16 protein-coding genes, 1 other RNA gene and 1 pseudogene are annotated in these 20,139 nt (G+C 46.6%); 16 read left to right on the top strand and 2 right to left on the bottom strand.

What is annotated here, in order from left to right:
- Positions 1 to 231 precede the first annotated feature (231 nt).
- Together speE and speB are read left to right on the top strand one after the other, a co-directional pair.
- A complete protein-coding gene (gene speE, locus ACDJ59_RS25485) occupies positions 232 to 1,059 on the top strand; it encodes a polyamine aminopropyltransferase (RefSeq protein ID WP_017691306.1) in 828 nt (275 codons plus the stop codon).
- Positions 1,060 to 1,074: 15 nt separating this feature from the next.
- Positions 1,075 to 1,944, top strand: coding sequence for an agmatinase (speB, locus tag ACDJ59_RS25480; RefSeq protein WP_036607280.1), 870 nt, complete (start codon positions 1,075 to 1,077; stop codon positions 1,942 to 1,944).
- A 308-nt stretch (positions 1,945 to 2,252) separates the two neighbouring features.
- Here speB and ACDJ59_RS25475 read toward each other — a convergent pair whose 3' ends face one another.
- On the bottom strand, positions 2,253 to 2,384 hold the full coding sequence (locus tag ACDJ59_RS25475; RefSeq protein WP_017691304.1) for a hypothetical protein: 132 nt from the start codon (positions 2,382 to 2,384) through the stop codon (positions 2,253 to 2,255).
- Positions 2,385 to 3,012: 628 nt separating this feature from the next.
- Here ACDJ59_RS25475 and ACDJ59_RS25470 point away from each other — a divergent pair.
- The 5 genes and pseudogenes from ACDJ59_RS25470 (at position 3,013) to argS (ending at position 8,535) form a co-directional block, all read left to right on the top strand.
- A complete protein-coding gene (locus tag ACDJ59_RS25470; protein ID WP_413406619.1) occupies positions 3,013 to 4,200 on the top strand; it encodes a WD40/YVTN/BNR-like repeat-containing protein in 1,188 nt (395 codons plus the stop codon).
- Positions 4,201 to 4,418: 218 nt separating this feature from the next.
- Positions 4,419 to 5,898: pseudogene (locus ACDJ59_RS25465) on the top strand (alpha-N-arabinofuranosidase).
- Complete coding sequence (locus tag ACDJ59_RS25460) at positions 5,898 to 6,167, top strand: DUF6171 family protein (protein ID WP_413406618.1); 270 nt, start codon at positions 5,898 to 5,900, stop codon at positions 6,165 to 6,167. The pseudogene ACDJ59_RS25465 and the gene ACDJ59_RS25460 overlap by 1 nt, the downstream one beginning before the upstream one ends.
- A 266-nt stretch (positions 6,168 to 6,433) precedes the next feature.
- Complete coding sequence (locus tag ACDJ59_RS25455) at positions 6,434 to 6,859, top strand: DUF1934 domain-containing protein (protein WP_017691299.1); 426 nt, start codon at positions 6,434 to 6,436, stop codon at positions 6,857 to 6,859.
- The gene (gene argS / locus ACDJ59_RS25450; RefSeq protein WP_405171223.1) at positions 6,856 to 8,535 is read left to right on the top strand and encodes an arginine--tRNA ligase; all 1,680 of its coding nucleotides are present in this window, start codon (positions 6,856 to 6,858) and stop codon (positions 8,533 to 8,535) included. Before ACDJ59_RS25455 ends, argS begins: the two co-directional genes overlap by 4 nt.
- 288 nt (positions 8,536 to 8,823) lie before the next feature.
- On the opposite strand, the gene ACDJ59_RS25445 is transcribed toward argS, so the two are convergent.
- Entirely contained in the window at positions 8,824 to 9,978 is a 1,155-nt protein-coding gene (locus ACDJ59_RS25445) for a S8 family peptidase (RefSeq protein ID WP_017691297.1), read from the bottom strand.
- Between the two features lie 461 nt (positions 9,979 to 10,439).
- Here ACDJ59_RS25445 and rpoE point away from each other — a divergent pair, with 461 nt between their 5' ends.
- The 9 genes from rpoE (at position 10,440) to ffs (ending at position 20,073) form a co-directional block, all read left to right on the top strand.
- Entirely contained in the window at positions 10,440 to 11,009 is a 570-nt protein-coding gene (gene rpoE / locus ACDJ59_RS25440) for a DNA-directed RNA polymerase subunit delta (protein ID WP_047841137.1), read from the top strand.
- A gap of 451 nt (positions 11,010 to 11,460) precedes the next feature.
- On the top strand, positions 11,461 to 13,065 hold the full coding sequence (locus ACDJ59_RS25435; RefSeq protein WP_076217010.1) for a CTP synthase: 1,605 nt from the start codon (positions 11,461 to 11,463) through the stop codon (positions 13,063 to 13,065).
- 229 nt (positions 13,066 to 13,294) lie between these two features.
- Entirely contained in the window at positions 13,295 to 13,681 is a 387-nt protein-coding gene (locus ACDJ59_RS25430) for a response regulator (RefSeq protein WP_017691292.1), read from the top strand.
- A 260-nt stretch (positions 13,682 to 13,941) separates the two neighbouring features.
- A complete protein-coding gene (fba, locus tag ACDJ59_RS25425) occupies positions 13,942 to 14,796 on the top strand; it encodes a class II fructose-1,6-bisphosphate aldolase (RefSeq protein ID WP_036607263.1) in 855 nt (284 codons plus the stop codon).
- A gap of 147 nt (positions 14,797 to 14,943) precedes the next feature.
- Entirely contained in the window at positions 14,944 to 16,197 is a 1,254-nt protein-coding gene (locus tag ACDJ59_RS25420; protein WP_036607261.1) for a UDP-N-acetylglucosamine 1-carboxyvinyltransferase, read from the top strand.
- 465 nt (positions 16,198 to 16,662) lie between these two features.
- Entirely contained in the window at positions 16,663 to 17,988 is a 1,326-nt protein-coding gene (gene rho / locus ACDJ59_RS25415; RefSeq protein WP_036607258.1) for a transcription termination factor Rho, read from the top strand.
- 96 nt (positions 17,989 to 18,084) lie between these two features.
- Positions 18,085 to 19,359, top strand: a complete 1,275-nt coding sequence (locus ACDJ59_RS25410; protein ID WP_413406617.1) for a radical SAM protein — start codon at positions 18,085 to 18,087, stop codon at positions 19,357 to 19,359.
- A 102-nt stretch (positions 19,360 to 19,461) separates the two neighbouring features.
- Positions 19,462 to 19,659: a 50S ribosomal protein L31 gene (gene rpmE, locus ACDJ59_RS25405; protein WP_036607255.1), complete on the top strand. Its 198-nt coding sequence runs from the start codon at positions 19,462 to 19,464 to the stop codon at positions 19,657 to 19,659.
- Positions 19,660 to 19,805: 146 nt separating this feature from the next.
- Positions 19,806 to 20,073, top strand: an RNA gene (gene ffs, locus ACDJ59_RS25400) — signal recognition particle sRNA large type.
- Positions 20,074 to 20,139 lie beyond the last annotated feature (66 nt).

The raw sequence follows: 20,139 nt of genomic DNA, 5'->3' as shown, positions 1-20,139 counted from the left end.
CGTAAGGACGAACAGACCAATGGTCATTGATTCATTGATTAGTCAGACGCTCTGCACGCTCTGGTCAATTTAATCTATATAATGAAGTGAACCGCGGACCTTTCCCGCAGGCCAGCAATGATAACGCGATATGGCGCCGAACGCTGGACGTGCTTGGGCGAACCGATTATAGTGCACAGCACTTGGTCGGGTATGGCTGATCATTAACTTTACGGAAAGAAGGTAGAGATTATGGAATTGTGGTTTACGGAGAAACAGACCCCGGTATTCGGGATCACCGCGAAGATTAAGCAGACCTATGTTACAGAGAAAACGGATTTTCAAGATTTGGCCATGGTAGAAACCGAAGAATTCGGTAACATGTTGCTTCTTGATGGCATGGTGATGACGACTGTAAAAGACGAATTCGTATATCACGAAATGGCGGCACACCCAGCGCTAAACACTCACCCGAATCCGAAAAAAGTTCTGGTTGTTGGTGGCGGCGATGGCGGAGTCATTCGTGAAGTCATTAAACATGCTGCTGTAGAAAAAGCAGTTCTCGTCGAAATTGACGGTAAAGTTATTGAATACTCTAAAAAATATTTGCCTGAAATCGCCGGCAAGTTGGACGAGCCTAATGTTGAAGTGCTCGTAAACGACGGCTACATGCATATTATTGAACATAAAAATGAATACGATGTGATCATCGTAGACTCTACGGAGCCTGTAGGTCCGGCTGCGCCATTGTTTGAGCGTGGGTTCTACCAAGGCATCTACGAAGCATTGAAAGAAGACGGAATCTTCGTTGCCCAAACGGACAACCCTTGGTTCAAGGCGGATCTGATCCAGAAGGTAAACAAAGACGTCAAAGAAATCTTCCCGATCGTACATGTGTACGGCTGTAATATTCCAACCTATCCAAGTGGTTTGTGGACATTCACTATGGGTAGCAAGAAACATGACCCGCTCGAAGTGGATGAGACTCAAATCCCGGAGATGGATACCAAGTATTACTCTCCGCGTCTGCACAAAGCAGCATTTGTACTTCCTAAATTCGTGGAAGATTTAACGAAATAAAAGGGGAAATCATTAATGAAACTCGATCAAGCTTATTCAGGAAACGTATTTATTTGCAGCTCTGAGGATTATGAGAACTCCAAAGCGGTTATCTATGGCATGCCGATGGATTACACCGTCAGCTTCCGTCCGGGTTCCCGTTTCGGTCCATCTCATATCCGTCAGGCGTCGGTTGGGCTTGAAGAGTACAGCCCATATCTCGACAAAAGCATTGTAGACATGACATACTTTGACGCTGGAGACCTGCTCTTGCCTTTCGGTAACGCGGGACGCAGCCTTGAAGTAATTCATGAATACATCGGCAGTCTGCTGGCTGACGACAAATTCCCAGTTGGTCTCGGTGGCGAGCATCTGGTTACTTGGCCAGTCATCCAACAGATGTACAAGAAATACCCGGATCTTATCCTGATTCATATTGATGCACACGCTGACCTTCGTGAAAACTATGAAGGCGAGCCATTGTCCCACTCCACACCAGTGCGTAAAGCAGCTGAGTTGATGGGTGGCAAAAACATTTATCAGTTCGGTATCCGTTCTGGCTCCCGTGAGGAGTTCCAGTATGGTCGCGAGAACATCAACTTCTATCCATTTGAAGTGGCAGCTCCAATGAAGGAAGCTCTTCCGAAGATGGGCAATCGTCCGGTATACGTAACCATCGACATCGATGTACTTGATCCGTCAGCAGCACCAGGAACAGGTACAGCAGAAGCGGGCGGCATTACGTCCAAGGAACTGCTTGAAGCCATTCATATGATCGCAGGATCTGACGTAAATGTAGTTGGTTGTGACTTGGTTGAAGTTGCACCAATCTATGATCCAACACAACAGACACAGATTGTAGCTGCCAAGCTGATCCGTGAAATGCTGCTTGGATTCGTGAAATAATCACAGAATAATCGATTAGTATAACGCTCTCTGTCTGCGCGGGTTCAACTTTGCGCAGGGGAGGGCGTTTTGTATTGTTAACTTTTGTACAGAGCTGTGCTATACTGACTACATAAGTATTCAGTAGTATATTAATTGATATATTACATTCGTGAAGTATATGGTGATCGGGTTCGGTCATATACTAAAAAGAGCCTTTACCGCTGCCAACGGTAAAGACTCTTAGGACCCGAAAGGCTGTGGATTGCCACGGCGCGCATGAACTAAATAATGCTATTCAAGCGAAACCCACCGTCAGGCTTCCGACCTTATGAGGTGGGTTTTCGCTTGCTACGAAACTTTTTACGCAACCAACGGTATAGCTTTCGTCCACTCAGTACAATACTGAGGATCGCAGCAATCCATCGGATTACATCAAGCAACGCCACAAGTTTGACCATCGACGTCACCCCCTTTCGGGAAGCTGCGCCGTGGTCTGGAAAACATCCACCGATATTCAAAAGTCCATAACACTAATTATAGCACGTACGTTCCCTTGTCTCTACCATTTATTTCATGTATTAGTATGGACTCTCCTCTTACGCAGATATCGTGCCTTGGTATGACTCTATCTTAATATTTGTGTATAATATGGAAATATAGGAAGGGAAAGGTGAATGTGAATGCGTGTGATTCGGACTCAATTGAGTATGTATCCCAAGTGGCTGACTGCAGTTTTTATAGTGTTTGTCATCAATTTTGTATTAGCAGTGACGATATTTCTCAATTTTACGTTGATGGTGGCTGATCTGGCTATGCTTTTTGCTGCATATAGTATTCGGGAATATAAATACAACAAAATATATTTTAGTTTATGCCTTTTATTAAGTATCAGTTTTGTTATCCTTGCTGTGGTGACGTATCCCATTTAACTTAGAGTACACAATGTTTGGTGACGAACCACCCTTTCCTACATGATCCAATCATGGGTAAAGGTGGTTTTTTTCTTGCGAAATTGTCATCGGGGTTAATCAGATTGTTACGTTAGAAACATCATATTTGGGTAAAACCATAAAAGGAGGTGTTACGATGACAACCAAGAGTACAATGACATGGAAACGGATTGGTGCACTCGCATTATCGTTAACGCTGGCTTGGGGGATGGGTCCGGTACATACGCTATCAGGTGCTAACGCTGCATCCTCACAGGCATGTGGAAAGGGAGATCATGGACTATCTGCTACATTAAAAAAGGGCAGCGGTGTGGAAGAGCAACACCTGCAATTTACTGACATTGATTTTCTTAATGATACGACTGGACGAGCTGGAGGTGAAGGCTTCCTGATTGGTACCTCGAATGCAGGATGTACGTGGCAGTCCATATACATCGGGCAGTGGCAATTCACACAGCTTGATTTTCCGAATAATGTGAACGGATATGCGCTGGCGCGAGTGAAGGATTCACCTGCAACCTATCTGATCCGTACCCATGATGGGGGATCGCACTGGACGCGGCTCGATACGCCGGGCATTCAATTCAAACGAATCGATTTTCGCAATAAAGATGTAGGTTATGGTTACACCTATAATGGTGCATATCAGACGAAGGATGGCGGGGTAACCTGGAGTAAAATGAGTACACCTGCCAACACGCGTGCAGCTGCCTTTGCGACAGAGAAACAAGGGTATGCCGTCGTGGTTGTACCTGGATCGGGATATCATCTGAAGCAAACGAGTGATGGCGGCAAAAACTGGACAACCTCTCTTCGAGTTGTCTCAGACACATGGAGCGGAGCGGATCTGTATGCACATGGCCAGCAAGTATGGGCCCTTCTGTATGGTGATGCAGGCATGTCCCAACAATCGTACTCCCTCTATGCGAGCGGTAATCAAGGCAAGAACTGGACCCAAGTATTTGCGCAATCCACAGCAGGGGGAGGTCCTGCACCAGGTAAAAACAGTACGGGCAAAGGGAATGGACCAGCCAACCCGGGTGGTCATCCCGGCAACATGGCGTTGATTGGTAATCAGACGGCGTATCTGTCTGCAGGTTCACCCGCAGCTGGCAAAGTGGGTATTGGACGTTCTTATGATAAAGGTTCCACGTGGAAAAATATTGACCTGAAAGATCCGGGGTACAGTTCCCGTATCTCGTTCCCATCGGCCAAGACGGGTTGGCTCGTAGTCACAAGTGATAACTCTCCTGCGATCTATCAGACTACGGATGGTGGAACGACGTGGACACAAAAAATGTTGTTGCCTTCAGAGCAGGATTAAGTAGCCTGTTATTCTGAAATAATAAACGGGCAAATCCAAATTAGAAATGTATAAAAATCAATTTGGTAAGTCTCTGTATGAATTTCTATAACAAACAAGCCTCTTCCTAATCAATTACACAGGAAGAGGCTTGTTTGTGTAGAAATAAAAACGGTTGAAACCTACTTCAAAACAAGTTATTGTAAGCGATAACAATACATTATATGGAGGTTGAAATTATGGTTGATGTTATTTTAAAGGCCGATTCAGATGAAGGATTAATAAATCGCAATATATATGGTCACTTTTCCGAACACTTGGGACGTTGTATTTATGAGGGGCTGTGGGTAGGAGAAGATTCACCTATTCCGAATACGGATGGGATTCGAAATGATGTATTGACGGCTTTGCAGAAGCTTAATATTCCAGTACTTCGCTGGCCAGGCGGTTGTTTTGCCGATGAATATCACTGGAAAGATGGTGTAGGTCCGAAGAGTGAGCGTGCTCGTATGATTAATACACACTGGGGCGGTGTGGAAGAGAACAACCACTTTGGCACATGAATTCTTGAGATTATGTGAGCTACTCGGCACGGAGCCATATATCAGTGGTAACCTGGGTAGCGGTACAGTACAAGAGATGCAGGAATGGGTGGAATACATCACGTTTGACGGCGAATCTCCGATGGCGAACTGGCGTAAGAGTAACGGTAGGGAAGAACCGTGGAAACTGAAATATTTTGGCGTGGGAAATGAGAACTGGGGATGCGGCGGGAATATGCGTCCTGAATATTATGCGGATGAATATCGCCGGTATGCTACATATGTACGTAACTATTCCGGGAACGAGATTTATAAAATCGCTTGTGGACCCAACGAAGGCAACTATGAGTGGATGGAAGTCCTGATGCGAGAGGCTGCTCGCTTTATGGATGGAATCAGTCTTCATTATTACACCATCCCTACAGGAGAGTGGAACGATAAAGGCGCAGCTACAGGATTTGGTGAGGCTGAATGGTTCACCACCTTGAAAAAGACACTCCATATGGATGAACTGCTGGTGAAACACTCTGAAATCATGGACAAATATGATCCAGAGGGCAGAGTCGGCATTATTGTGGATGAGTGGGGCACGTGGTATAACGTTGAGCCGGGAACCAATCCAGGGTTCCTGTATCAACAGAATACGATGCGGGACGCTGTGCTTGCAGGTGTTAACCTGAATATTTTCAACCAACATAATAAACGGGTACACATGGCAAATCTTGCGCAGATCGTCAATGTGCTTCAATCGCTTGTGCTCACGGAAGGGGACAAAATGCTCCTGACCCCTACGTATCATGTATTTGATATGTATCAGGTTCATATGGATGCACAGCGACTGGATTTGAATTATGAAAGCCCGGGGTATACCTTCGGAGAAGAAACCATTCCGCAGCTCAGCTTGTCAGCGTCCCGCAACAAGGATGGGGTCATTCATGTGACAGCTTGTAATCTGAGTCATACCGATGAGTTGGAAGTTGTGTGTCAGCTGGACGCAGCTCAAGCGGCAAAAGTAACCGGGCAGATTCTGCACCATACTGATTTTGGTGCATTCAATACCTTTGAACAGCCGAATCATGTTCAGCCTGCGGCGTGGGAGGGACTTACACTGGAGAATAACACTTTGCGTTTTGTTCTTCCTCCAGCATCGGTTGGGGTCATCGCTGTCGAGGGTTAATGATGAAAAGGCAGGAACCTTGCAAGGGCTGTAATGATCAGTACGATGTGAAGATTAGCGATGCCAAAATGGCCAGACTTGTGGAGATTGCCTCACGCTCGCGTGAGACGGTACAGGATGAGGAATATGAACGTCGGCTATCCATCTGCTTTGCTTGTCCGGGATTGCAATATGGCACAACTTGTCGGCATTGTGGTTGTCTCGTACAGGTGCGAGCGAAGCTGAGTGAGTCGACATGTCCTTTTCCTTATGAATCGCAATGGGCCTGATCGGATGAACGAATCTTATTATAATGAAGCAAAAAGGGAGTTGCACTTTACAGGTGCGGCTCTTCTTTTTTGGCTTGATGAGGAAAAAACTCTGAATTTGGATTTGAATTGAGCGAGGGAACTGGATATAGTTATACAGTAGAGTGTAGGATAGCGAGCTATCCGGGAATATGAGCGCGTATAGCGACACAACAATACGGGAAGGGCTGTTCTCACCAGCCGTGCCTGATTTTGCGTCGCCTCGAATATAATGGAGGTTAACATTCATGTCGAACATGCGACCGGTACACATCCGGCTGCACAGCCGTTATGAAGGTGAAGATGTGCTGCAGGAAATGCAGGGTGAAGCCGTGTTAAAAGGGTCTGTTCTTTATGTTCGTTATGAAGAACCGCAGGTTGGACCTGAGGGAGGTACAACCCGTACAACATTGAAGCTGGGCGGACAATCCATCAAGATTATACGTCATGGTGAGGTTGAATCGGAGCAGACTTTTGAATTGAATCGGAAGCTTCCTGGTTTCTACCGATCACCATACATGTCGTTTGCCCTGTCCACGCATACACAGAAGCTGGAGCTTTCCATTCAGGGATTGAGCGCACGCGCAGCGTGGAGCTACGACTTTTACCGCTTTGATGAAGAATCCGGACATTTCGCGATTAGTTTGCATATACAGGAGGAACCAATTTCATGACACGTAATCCACTAGATACGATTAACGAACGGGTAAGCACGGCCATCGGTAACGCCATTGTGGCTGCCGGAATTGTTACGCAGGAAGAATTGCCAGCCATCACATTGGAAGTGCCGCGTGAGAAGACACACGGGGACTTGGCGACCAATGCTGCCATGCAGCTGACCAAGATTGCCAAGCGCAATCCGCGTCAGATTGCTGAAGAGATCATTGCCAATCTGAATCTGGCTGAAGCAGGAATCGAGAAGGCTGAAATTGCTGGTCCAGGATTCATTAACTTCAAATTGGACAAGAGTTACCTTTATCCAGTACTTGGGCTTGTGCAGGAGCAGGGTAATGATTACGGAAGAATTAACATCGGAGAAGGACGCAAAGTCGAGATGGAGTTTGTCAGTGCCAACCCGACAGGCAGTTTGCATCTGGGTCATGCCCGTGGAGCAGCTGTAGGTGATGCACTATGTAACATCCTTGACTACGCAGGATATGATGTAACTCGTGAGTATTACATTAATGATGCAGGTAATCAGGTGTTTAATCTGGCTCGTTCCATTGAAGCTCGTTATCTGCAAGAGCTGGGTCAGGATGCTGAGATGCCTGAAGACGGTTATCACGGTGAAGATATTAAAGGATTCGCCAAGCAGCTTGTTGCTGAAAAGGGTGACGAATTGCTGTCCATGCATCCGGGTGACCGTGCGGCTTATTTCCGTGACTTTGGTCTGGAGAAGGAACTGGACAAGATCAAACGTGACTTGAATCGCTTCCGTGTTAACTTTGACATCTGGTTCAGCGAAACTTCCCTGTACGACAACGGAGAAGTGCTGCGAGTGCTTGATGAATTGCGTGACCGTAATGAGATCTATGAGCAAGATGGAGCAACTTGGTTGAAAACGATGCAGTACGGTGACGACAAAGAACGTGTATTGATCAAGAACGATGGCACGTATACTTACCTGACGCCAGATATTGCTTATCACCGCGACAAATATGCTCGTGGATACGACACGATGATCAACATCTGGGGTGCCGATCACCACGGATATATTCCACGGATGAAAGCCGCGATGCAAGCACTGGGTAATGACCCTGAGAAACTGGTGGTCTTGATTGCACAGATGGTGAGCTTGTTCCAAAACGGTGAAAAAGTGAAGATGTCCAAGCGTACAGGTAAAGCTGTAACGATGGAAGATCTGATGGATGAAGTCGGCATTGATGCCATCCGTTACTTCTTCACAATGCGCAGCATGGACTCCCATCTGGACTTTGACATGGACCTTGCGATTTCGACATCCAATGAGAATCCGGTATTCTACGTACAATACGCGCATGCACGTGTATGCAGCGTATACCGTCAGGCTGAAGAACAAGGTATTGAACTGCTGCCACTGGCACAGATTGACCTGTCCAAGCTGACAACAGAGCACGAGTATGACCTTCTCCGCAAAATGGGAGAGTTGCCTGAGGAAATCTCGGCAGCAGCAACAGGATATGCACCTCATCGTATCATCCGTTATGTATACGAACTGGCATCCCTGTTCCACAGCTACTACCGTGCAGAACGTGTCATTACGGAAGACGCGCAGCAAACTCAAGCACGTCTGGCACTGATCGGTGCTGTACGTACCGTTATCGCAACAGCGCTTCGTCTGGTAGGCGTAACCGCTCCTGACAAAATGTAAATTCCAGACTCGCGGCCTGCCGCAGCTCTGCCTAAGGCAAAAAGTCTCCATGTCCACGTTGAGTGCCTTCAACGTGGTACATGGAGACTTTTTTTGTTGTGTACCCGGAGTTGAAGAAAACGAAATGCCTGACCCATGCAAGGCATACTAGCCTGCTCTGACATCACAGTGGGCGTAACCTAGAGTTTCAGCCGCTACGTATACTCCCTAGTGCGTACTGCCTGGGCCGGGCTACTGCGTTTCGCCACGAGCCTCAGTCAAGTTATGCTGACGGCTGGTAGAGCTGGCTCACTCCCCGCCCTCTTGCATTAGCTTCAGGGCATCAATCTCACCACCGCGCACCTTGCTTTTTGCGGTGGTGGTCTTGCGGGCGCGCAACGGGATCGTAGCACGTTTGACGAGTGTCTTGATTTCACTAGGGGATAATCCCGGATGTTTGGAGAGCAGCAAGGCGATAGCGCCACTCACATGGGACGTCGCCATGGATGTGCCGCTCATCTCGTGATGTTTGCCTTGTACCCAGGAGGAGACGATTTTATCACCGGGTGCATAGACATCCACATATGCGCCACGATTGCTGAAGGACGCAATACGTCTGTTTTTGTCGGTTGCCCCAACAGATATGGTCTGGGGATACCGTGCAGGGTAATCAATACTGCGGCGTTTGCCGTCATTTCCTGACGAAGCAACGATAACGATTCCAGCATGGTATGCACGATTGACAACGTCAAGAAGCGCCTTGCTGCGTGTTTTCATGCCAAAGCTCATATTGATGATATCGACCTTGTTGCGCACACACCAGTCGATGCCAAGTACAATATCGGATACATAAGCCGATCCGTTGTGGTCAAATGCTTTCACCGGATAGATCAGGGAGCGTGGAGCTACACCAATCATGCCTGCGGTACTGTTGGCAGCAGCGATAGTCCCTGCTATGTGAGTGCCGTGTCCGTTATCATCATGAGGAAGCAGGCTGCGGTTTAACAGGTTGATTCCACGTGCCAGTGAATAACGAAGATCAGGATGGTGATAATCAGCACCTGTATCAATCACACCGATTTTAATCCGGTGTCCGGTAGACACAGACCATACTTTGGGCGCCCGAATCTGCTTCACTCCCCAGGGTATCCCTTGAGCATTGCTCGGTTTGCTGTGGAGTGCGGTGGCATGGAGGGAGATGGGTACGTCTGCTTCAATCGTAATTTCATCCCCATAGCGGTATAGGTCCTCCGGGCGTTGGACTGGAGCAATAATGGAACGAGCCAGTCGCGAGGAACGGACAGCCCCAAGGTCGGTGAATTCATTCCGCATTCGGGACAATTCTACGAGACAGGCCTCGTACTGCTGCGGTTTGGCAAATCGGATCAAATATCGCCCACCCTGTTCTGGTTCAGGGCGTCGCATTCCGTCAATCAATTGATGCAATAAACCAGTATAGTCCATAATGGGCAGCCCCCTTCGGGATGAACATGCTGAGGTATTCTATGAATGCGCTCATCCCGCCGCATGGGGAACTTGCCCTTTTTTTACAAAAACACATTCTCTTCGTGTCAAAACGGGCGCAGGGACATATGATGGATGGAGAGCTAGAGGGCTCTTGCGGGGAACCTGGTGAGGAGTAATCCTCCAAGGGTATACAGTCAGAAGGCGGAGGGGACTCCGTCTTTTTTATTATGGAGTTGTCTCTTTGGCAAAGAGGATATTCTTGTGGGTTCGATGTCACTTCACGTTTAATATGTGGACATATTGTTGCTGCTCTCCGCATTTGCGTCACATCCGTACATAAAAACTTGCTTTTTAACGCTAAATAGGTTTTACTTAGGTTTGTTAATGGATATGTTATACGTAACAGTCCAGTTCGTAGGGGTTAAAAAGTGAATTTTGTGTGAGAGGAAGTGTCTGCAGTGAGTACCTCGCTCAATTTGAAAATTGATAAAGAAAAGGTAAAAGAGATCCCTTTGGTGGACCTTGCCTTTATGGTGCTGAAAGCGGCTAATACGCCGTATTACTATCGTGACTTAATGAATGAGGTAGCGAAGCAGCGCGGAATGACTGATGAAGAAATCAACGAGTTTATCGCCCAGCTATATACCGAGATTAATATCGATGGCCGTTTTGCTTGCGTCGGTACAAGTCTGTGGGGCTTAAAGCGCTGGTATCCGGTAGCTGGAACAGAAGATTCCATGACGGGTGCGAAGCGTCCGCGTATCATCAACGATGAAGACGATGATCTGGAAGATGAAGACTTCGGTGAAGAAGAAGACAGCTATAGCAGCGATGAAGGCTTCGACAGCACGGATAAAGACGAAGAAGAAGACGAAGAAGAGGAAGAAGAAGACGACATCTTTGACGAAGAAGACAGCGAAGAAGAAGTGCTGGTTGAAGATGACGATCTGGAAGATGAAGACCTCGAAGAAGACGAAGAAGAGTCCGAAAACGAGGATGAATTTGACGACGATTCTGATAATCGGTAGTCATTTTTGACGTCTATAATTTACCCGTTTCCCCGGAATAGTCAGCCTTGACAGCAGACGGGGTAACGGGTAAACTATTGCATGGGCTTATGAATGAGCGACAATATATTTATGTTTTTTATAGAAGGTGCCCCGTCCTGCGGGAGTACTTTTTTTTGTATTTTTAGAGGCATAATTTTGCAAAATGATTTTTTCCGTATGCTCCCGGCCAACATTTCGTGGCCCGTTTTTGTATATCAAAAACACCAAATGGAATGAAGGCCATCGGAATATTTGCACCATTTTTTGCTGTAGAACAACGTGTATTTAAACCGTCTTCGCAGAAAGAGCAGTTCGCAGATGCAGGGAATTTCTGCCATTGCTCTTTTTAACGATGATTACCTGGGAAACAGGTTACGATAACACCATATATCGCCTGAATTTCTGTACTTATATTAGGAGGGTAATAACAGTGACAAAGTATATTTTCGTGACGGGCGGAGTTGTGTCCTCCCTGGGCAAAGGGATTACGGCTGCTTCTCTGGGCAGATTGCTGAAAAACAGAGGGCTTAAGGTAACGATCCAGAAATTTGATCCATATATTAACATCGACCCGGGAACAATGAGTCCTTATCAGCACGGCGAGGTTTTTGTAACGGATGATGGCGCGGAAACGGATCTGGACCTTGGCCACTATGAACGTTTTATTGATATCAATCTCTCCAAAAACAGCAACGTCACGACTGGTAAAGTATACTCTTCCGTCATCAGCAAAGAGCGGCGCGGGGAATATCTGGGCGGAACGGTACAAGTTATTCCACACATTACGAACGAGATCAAAGAGCGTGTATTCCGCGCTGGACGTGAAGCGGGTTCGGATGTGGTTATTACGGAAATTGGTGGAACAGTGGGCGACATTGAGAGTTTGCCTTTCCTGGAAGCTATCCGTCAGATCAAGAGTGATGTAGGTCGCGACAATGTGATGTACATCCACGTAACACTTATTCCTTATATCAAAGCAGCTGGTGAAGTGAAAACAAAACCAACACAACATAGTGTTAAGGAATTACGCAGCATCGGTATTCAACCGAATGTGATTGTATGCCGTACGGAGTATGAATTGTCTAAAGACATGAAAGCCAAGATCGCTCTCTTCTGCGACATTGATGAGAATGCCGTGGTTGAATGTCGTGATGCAGACACGTTGTATCAAGTACCTTTGAACCTGCGTGAAGAAGGCTTGGATGAGATCGTGGTAAATCACCTGAAACTGACTACTCCTGCACCGGATATGAGCGAGTGGGAAGGGCTGGTTGACCGGATCAACAAGTTGGAGCATACAGTTGAGATCGCTATTGTTGGTAAATATGTAGCGTTGCATGATGCATACCTGAGTGTTGTTGAGTCGTTGTCTCATGCAGGATTTGCATCCAATGCCGATGTCAAAATTCGCTGGGTTCCTTCTGAAGATATTACGGATGAGAATGTAGGCGACCTGTTACATGGTATTGGCGGTATCCTTGTTCCTGGTGGATTCGGAGATCGTGGTATTGAAGGTAAAGTATCGGCAATCCGTTATGCTCGTGAGAAACAAATTCCGTTCTTCGGTATTTGCCTGGGTATGCAGGTTTCCGTTATTGAGTATGCGCGTTCCATCGTTGGTTTGAATGGTGCGAACAGTTCCGAAATTAATCCGGCTACGGAATTCCCTGTGATCGATCTGTTGCCTGAGCAAAAAGATATCGAGAATCTGGGTGGCACGATGCGTCTGGGGCTGTATCCTTGTAAGCTTCAGGAAGGTTCTTTGGCGATGGCTTGTTATGATGACGAGCTGGTGTATGAGAGACACCGTCACCGGTATGAGTTCAACAATGAATACCGTGAAACGATCGAAAAAGCAGGACTGGTTATCTCGGGTACATCCCCGGATGGACGTCTGGTTGAGATTGTGGAACTTCCAGGACACCCATGGTTCCTGGCGGTACAATTCCATCCGGAATTCACTTCCCGTCCGAACCGTCCGCAACCATTGTTCCGTGAGTTTGTAAAAGCTTCTCTGGAGAATGCGCAGAAGTAATACATGGTTTTATTGTTTAACGTAATAGATATTGGGGATGTTCCTGGCAACCATAGCGGCTGCCTGAACATCCCTTTTTTTGCGTAAAGAGTAGGTGGAAATGCTTTTTGTCATTTTGTGAAGGTAGCAGGATTTTAATGGAAGAGGTAGAATACTTATCATGACGACTATGGGATAGTTATCCAGATTCGAAGATGTACATGCTTTCCTAATTCTAGGAGGTTACAGAGTGGAAGATAAAAAAGTTTTGATTGTTGATGACCAGAATGGTATTCGAATCCTGTTAATGGAAGTGTTCAGCAGTGAGGGGTATAACACGTTTCAAGCACCCAACGGCAAGGTTGCTCTGGAGATTGTGAATAATGACAAGCCTGACCTGGTATTGCTCGATATGAAGATTCCTGGGATGGACGGTCTGGAAATCCTGAAGCATATTAAAGAAATTGATCCGGGTATCAAGGTGATCATGATGACCGCTTATGGTGAACTGGACATGATTAAGGAAGCCACGGATCTCGGAGCGCTCATGCACTTTACGAAACCGTTTGATATCGACGAGATGCGAGTGGCTGTGAATATGCAACTTCGCAACGGTACCGCCAATAAATGCAGCTGAATCCTGTTGATACAGGATTTTTTTGCGTGTGGAGAACATAGAAGGTACTTGGTGGGAAAATGAGGTATTTCACTCCTTTATCCGGGGAATATTGGAAATGGGGAAGTTATAAAGCGGTGTCTATGAAAACTGTGCTGCAAAGCACAGCATTTTTGCAAATGCTTGTTTAGTATTTGACATGGGATGTGGTATAATAAGCCCGTATGTGATTTCGGCTAAAAACCATAGACACAACCCAAACCCCTAGGAGGATTGAAACCATGCCATTAGTATCTATGACAGACATGTTGAACAAAGCACTTGAAGGAAAATATGCAGTTGGTCAATACAACATCAATAACCTTGAGTGGACTCAAGCGATTCTTGGTGCTGCTGAAGAAGAGAAATCCCCAGTAATCTTGGGTGTATCCGAAGGCGCAGCACGTCACATTGGTGGCTTCTACACTGTAGTTAAAATGGTAGAAGGACTCATTCACGACATGAAAATCACTGTTCCAGTTGCAATTCACCTGGACCACGGTTCAAGCTTCGACAAGTGTAAAGAAGCGATCGACGCTGGATTCACATCCGTAATGATCGACGGTTCCCACCACTCTATCGATGAGAACATCGAAATGACTAAAAAAGTTGTTGAATATGCACACGCTAAAGGCGTTTCTGTAGAAGCTGAAGTAGGTACTGTAGGCGGACAAGAAGACGACGTTATCGGCGGTATCATGTACGCTGACCTGAACGAGTGTATCCGTATCGTTAAAGAAACAGGTATCGATACATTGGCACCAGCTCTTGGTTCCGTACACGGTCCTTACCATGGCGAGCCTAACCTGGGCTTCAAAGAAATGGAAGAAGTTCGTGACGCGGTACAAGTTCCACTCGTATTGCACGGTGGTACAGGTATTCCTAAACACGACATCGACAAAGCCATTTCCCTGGGTACGTCCAAAATCAACGTAAACACAGAGAACCAAATTGCTTTTGCAAGAGTGGTTCGTGAAGTGCTTGCAGCTAAACCAGACGCTTACGATCCACGTACATTCATCGTACCAGGCCGTGAAGCAATTAAAGAAACCGTTAAAGGTAAAATCCGCGAGTTTGGTTCTAACAACAAAGCGTAATTTATCTTTACCAGTTCCATACTGTGAAATGGAAAAACACCGCCTAGCCGGTGTCTTTCCATTTTCACACCTTATTTCTACATCGGAAGCCAACAGCACGTATTGCCGTTCATCGGCTGCAAAACACGTAGGGGGACATTAAGCTTTATGGAAAAATTGATGATTAGTGGCGGACGTCCGTTACAGGGAACTGTAACTATAAGCGGCGCCAAGAACAGCGCCATTGCGCTTATTCCTGCAGCATTGCTTGCCGAGTCAGAAGTCGTGTTGGACAACCTGCCGCTTTTGAGTGACGTGGCGGTTTATGCAGAAATTTTGGAGGAACTCGGAGCACATGTGACTTGGGAAGGCAGTCAGATGAAGATTGACCCTTCTGACATCAAATCCATTCCTATGCCGAATGGTCCCGTGAAGAAGCTTCGTGCTTCGTATTATATGATGGGTGCATTGCTAGGGCGTTTCAAAGAAGCGACCATAGGTTTACCGGGGGGCTGTAATTTTGAGCCTCGTCCAATTGATCAACATATCAAAGGGTTTGAAGCGCTTGGCGCAACCGTAACAAACGAACATGGCTCCATCCATTTGCATGCCAAAGAGCTGCGCGGAGCAAAAATCTATCTTGATGTAAGCAGTGTCGGCGCAACCATTAATATCATGCTGGCGGCTACTCGTGCCAAAGGCTCTACAATTATCGAAAACGCGGCTAAAGAGCCTGAGATTATAGATGTAGCAACACTTCTGAATTCCATGGGTGCCAGCATCAAGGGTGCAGGTACCGAAACGATCCGTATTGAAGGGGTCTCGGAGCTTAAAGGCTGCCGTCATTCCATCATTCCGGACCGTATCCAAGCAGGTACGTATATGATCGCTGCAGCGGCGACGCGCGGAGATGTTCTGATTGACAATGTGATTCCCAAACATCTGGAAGCTTTAACGGCAAAGCTGCTAGAAATGGGTGTTGGCATTGAGGAATTGGATGAAAGTATACGTGTCATTGGTAAACCAAGCTATAACCATGTGGACGTGAAGGCACTTGTATATCCTGGTTTCCCAACGGATCTACAGTCACCAATGACCAGTGTTTTGACACAGGCAACCGGTGTGAGCGTCCTGAGCGACTTTGTATACAGTAATCGATTCAAGCATGTGCCTGAGTTGGTGCGGATGGGTGCAAAGATTCGAGTAGAAGGACGGTCAGCGATTATTGAAGGCAGTGCATTAAACGCGGCCAAAGTAAAAGCATCCGATCTTCGCGCTGGAGCAGCGCTGGTGATTGCAGGTCTCACCGTCAGTGAAGGTGTGACTGAAGTAACGGGGGTCGAATATATCGACCGCGGTTATGATCATCTGGTGACTAATCTGCGCCTGCTCGGTGCAGATGTATGGCGGGAAACTGATTAATAGGAAGCATTATGCATGATTCAGTCCTACACATGTTTATTTTAACTGAACTGCATATCTTTTTGATGATTAGGTAAACCTGTTTTAATAGAGTTCTCAGTCTCTCCGGCATAAGACGAAATGTTTCTGTTTCCTTTACCGGAGGGTCTTTTTTTGAAATAAACTTCATATGGCTGTAAGAACATCATTTCTCATCCCCAACCCCCGGTTTTGTTTGAACTGCGCTCCATAGCCGGTCTATCCGGATTGATCGCCTCAATGCATCGTTCACTCAATAGCGGATCTTGCCGAATGTTGGCCATCCCACCCGGAAACTTACACTCAAAGACAAGTATTTGCATTATAACGGTTACATTCCGTACAATGGACAGAAGGGATTGTGGCAGACGCCGCTCTCTATAGCCGGAACATCTAGCGAAACTATCCATTTCACACGGACTTATTAATTGAATAGGTGGTTATTATATGGATCTACAAATTTCCGATTTGGAAGAAATGAAACTAACGGACCTCTACAAGCTGGCCAAAAAATATCAGATACCTTACTATGGTACGTTAAAAAAGAAAGAATTAATCTTTGCTATACTACGCGCACAAGCTGAACAGAGCGGCCTGATGTTCATGCAAGGTGTACTCGAGATTTTACCTGAAGGTTACGGATTCTTAAGACCTATCAACTACTTGCCAAGTACGGAAGACATCTACATCTCAGCTTCTCAGATTCGCAAGTTTGACCTAAGAACAGGTGACCTCGTATCAGGTAAGTGTAGAACGCCTAAGGAAAACGAGAGATACTTCGGTTTGTTGCAAGTCAACGCTGTAAATGGTGAGAATCCATCGGCGGCTGCAGAACGACTTCACTTCCCGGCACTAACCCCACTGTATCCGCAGAAAAAACTGGTTCTCGAAACATCCCCCAACCATTTGTCCACACGAATTATGGATGTGCTCGCCCCGGTAGGATTGGGACAGCGCGGATTGATCGTAGCACCTCCCAAAGCGGGTAAAACGCTTCTCCTCAAAGAAATTGCCAACAGCATCTCAACTAACAATCCTGAAATTGAACTGTTTGTCCTGTTGATTGATGAACGTCCAGAGGAAGTAACGGATATGTCGCGTTCGGTAAAAGGGGAAGTTGTGGCTTCAACATTTGATGAACTGCCTGAGAATCATATTAAGGTGGCGGAATTGGTGCTTGAGCGTGCGCTTCGTCTGGTTGAGGCCAAAAAGGATGTTGTTATCCTGCTGGATAGCATTACGCGTCTTGCCCGTGCATATAACCTGGTTATTCCACCATCCGGTCGTACACTTAGTGGTGGTATTGATCCAGCTGCGTTCCATCGACCGAAACGTTTCTTCGGTTCTGCCCGGAATGTGGAAGAAGGCGGAAGCCTGACCATCTTGGCAACGGCATTAATTGATACCGGATCACGTATGGATGACGTCATTTATGAAGAGTTTAAGGGTACAGGTAACATGGAGCTCCATCTGGACCGTCGTCTGGCAGAGCGCCGCATATTCCCAGCGATCGACATTCGTCGTTCGGGTACACGTCGTGAAGAAGTGTTGCTCAGCAAGGAAGAGTTGGATACAATCTGGGCAATTCGTAAAAACATGAATGATTCCCATGACTTTGTTGAAGGATTCCTGAAAAAACTTCGTAACAGTAAGACAAATGCAGAGTTTTTGGCGGCATTTGATTCGGCTGGTAATAGCCCGACAAGCAATTCGGGTACAACAACAACCCGTCGCTCACCTAGACAGACAGCAACGTCAGGTACATCGACTTAAGTGTCGTTCGACCAATAACATACTTTTACAGCGTTGCTGTGAATTTTACAATACACTCGTCGTTAGGTTTAACCCATTAGATGTGAGGAGAACATCATGTATTTAGTATACGCAGATGAAAAAGGTAATGTATTTGATCATCCTTCCCTGTACGGGCTTGCCCGCAGTGGAGATATGATCGTTGAGATTATGGAAGACGAACTCATCCCTTTGCCAGAGGGTGCAACGTTGGTTGGACTCCCGAGCACCCGGCCCATTGGTATGGACCCGGATACCGGTGAGATGCTACCAATGCCAACGGACACACAGGCTGTAGGTGCTTTGCTTCCACAGGGATTCACTCGTTTGTGTCTCCCTGGATACGTGAAGACGGATAAGGAGTATAAGTTGCCTTTGTTCGGTTATTCCGCAGTAGTCTGGAAAGATGGCGGTTTCTATGTCACCGCTTCGAAGTCGGATAGTCCTGAAAAATGGAATCCACTCAACTGTGATCGTGACGATGTGCGTTCCGGGGTCAAACGATTGACGGAGCAATACCCCGAGAATCGTCTTTACACCCATCTATCCAACTGTGCGCTTGGATATGAATGTCTAACTTCATCAAACACGTTCCTGAATCGTTGGGAAGGTGGAGTGCCGGTATCCTATTCTTGCAATGCGGGCTGTTTCGGGTGTATCTCCGAGCAACCGGATGATAGCGGCTTTGTTTCCCCGCAGACACGTATGAACTTCCGACCACGTGTGGATGAGATTGTGGAGGTTATGCTGGAACATCTGAAGACGCCGGAGTCCATCATTAGTTTTGGACAAGGTTGTGAAGGGGAGCCTTCCACGCAGGCCAAGCTGATTATTGAAGCGATTCGCGAAGTGCGTTCCGTAACGGACATGGGGTATATCAACATTAATACCAATGCCGGTCTGAATGATCACATTAGAGGTATTGTAGATGCTGGATTGGATCTGATGCGCGTAAGTACAATTAGTGCACTGGATGACCATTATAACGCCTACTATAAACCACGTGGTTATACCTTAGCCAATGTTGAGAAGTCGATGAAATACGCAGCGCAGCAGGGTGTATACACGTCCATTAACTATCTGATCTTCCCAGGTGTAACAGATCGTGAAGAAGAGATTGAGGCGATGATTGAGTTTGCAAGAAGAACCGATCTACGCTTGATTCAGATGCGTAATCTCAATATTGATCCAGAGAGCTATCTGGAATTAATTCCTTCTGCTCAAGGTGATATCTTGGGCATGAAGCAGATGATTGAGATTTTTGAAGATGAGTTGCCTGGTGTTGTGATTGGATCGTATACCCATGTTCCACCCGCTGGAATGGCACGTCCAAAACGGTTGATTACCTCTTAACAATAATGGATTGCAACAGGCGCAAGGTCGTGTTATAATCTCAAGGTTGTGCCATTTACTCTGGGTCCGCTTGAGGCTCAGGGCGGAAAGAGGTGAAAGGTAATGAAAGAAGCAATTCATCCTAATTACACGATTGGTCAAGTATCTTGCGCTTGCGGGAATACTTTTGAGACAGGTTCGGTTAAAGACGGACTTCGTGTAGAGATTTGCTCCGCGTGCCACCCGTTCTTCACAGGTAAACAGAAGTTTATCGATGCTGGCGGCCGTGTTGATCGTTTCAAAAAGAAATACGGAATCTAATTGGACAATTCTTGGAGTTGTCTGCTAATTGCATCCAACACACCCCTGCTGATCTGGCAGGGGTTTTTATATATTATATGTAAGCAAAGTCGCATTCACGTTCCTCTGGTTGCAATTTGGACAACCTTACGTTATACTATTTCTTACCGTGCTAGATGGGGAGGTAGCGGTGCCCTGTAACTCGCAATCCGCTATAGCGAGGTTGAATTCCTGCTAGAGGTTTTGCCGATGTGAGGTTTGGTCCCTAAACGTGGTGTTGACGGTTGGGTCCTCCGCAATGAGTACTCATGAACCTGGTCAGGTCCGGAAGGAAGCAGCCATAAGTGAGATCACTCTTGTGCCGGAGGGTTGCCTAGCCCGAGCTATTGTTCAGGGGTGCCACTTGGATCGCAAATATCGATAGCAGGTGCACGGCTTACCTTTTAAATGTAGAGACCTTTGCAGTTGTATGTATGCAGAGGTCTTTTTGATATGTCTTAA

The sequence above is a fragment of the Paenibacillus amylolyticus genome, assembly GCF_047302515.1.
GTDB classification, from domain to species: domain Bacteria; phylum Bacillota; class Bacilli; order Paenibacillales; family Paenibacillaceae; genus Paenibacillus; species Paenibacillus amylolyticus_G.
The sequence above is the reverse complement of the archived record's forward strand: the minus strand, read 5'-3'. Positions and strand labels throughout refer to the sequence as shown.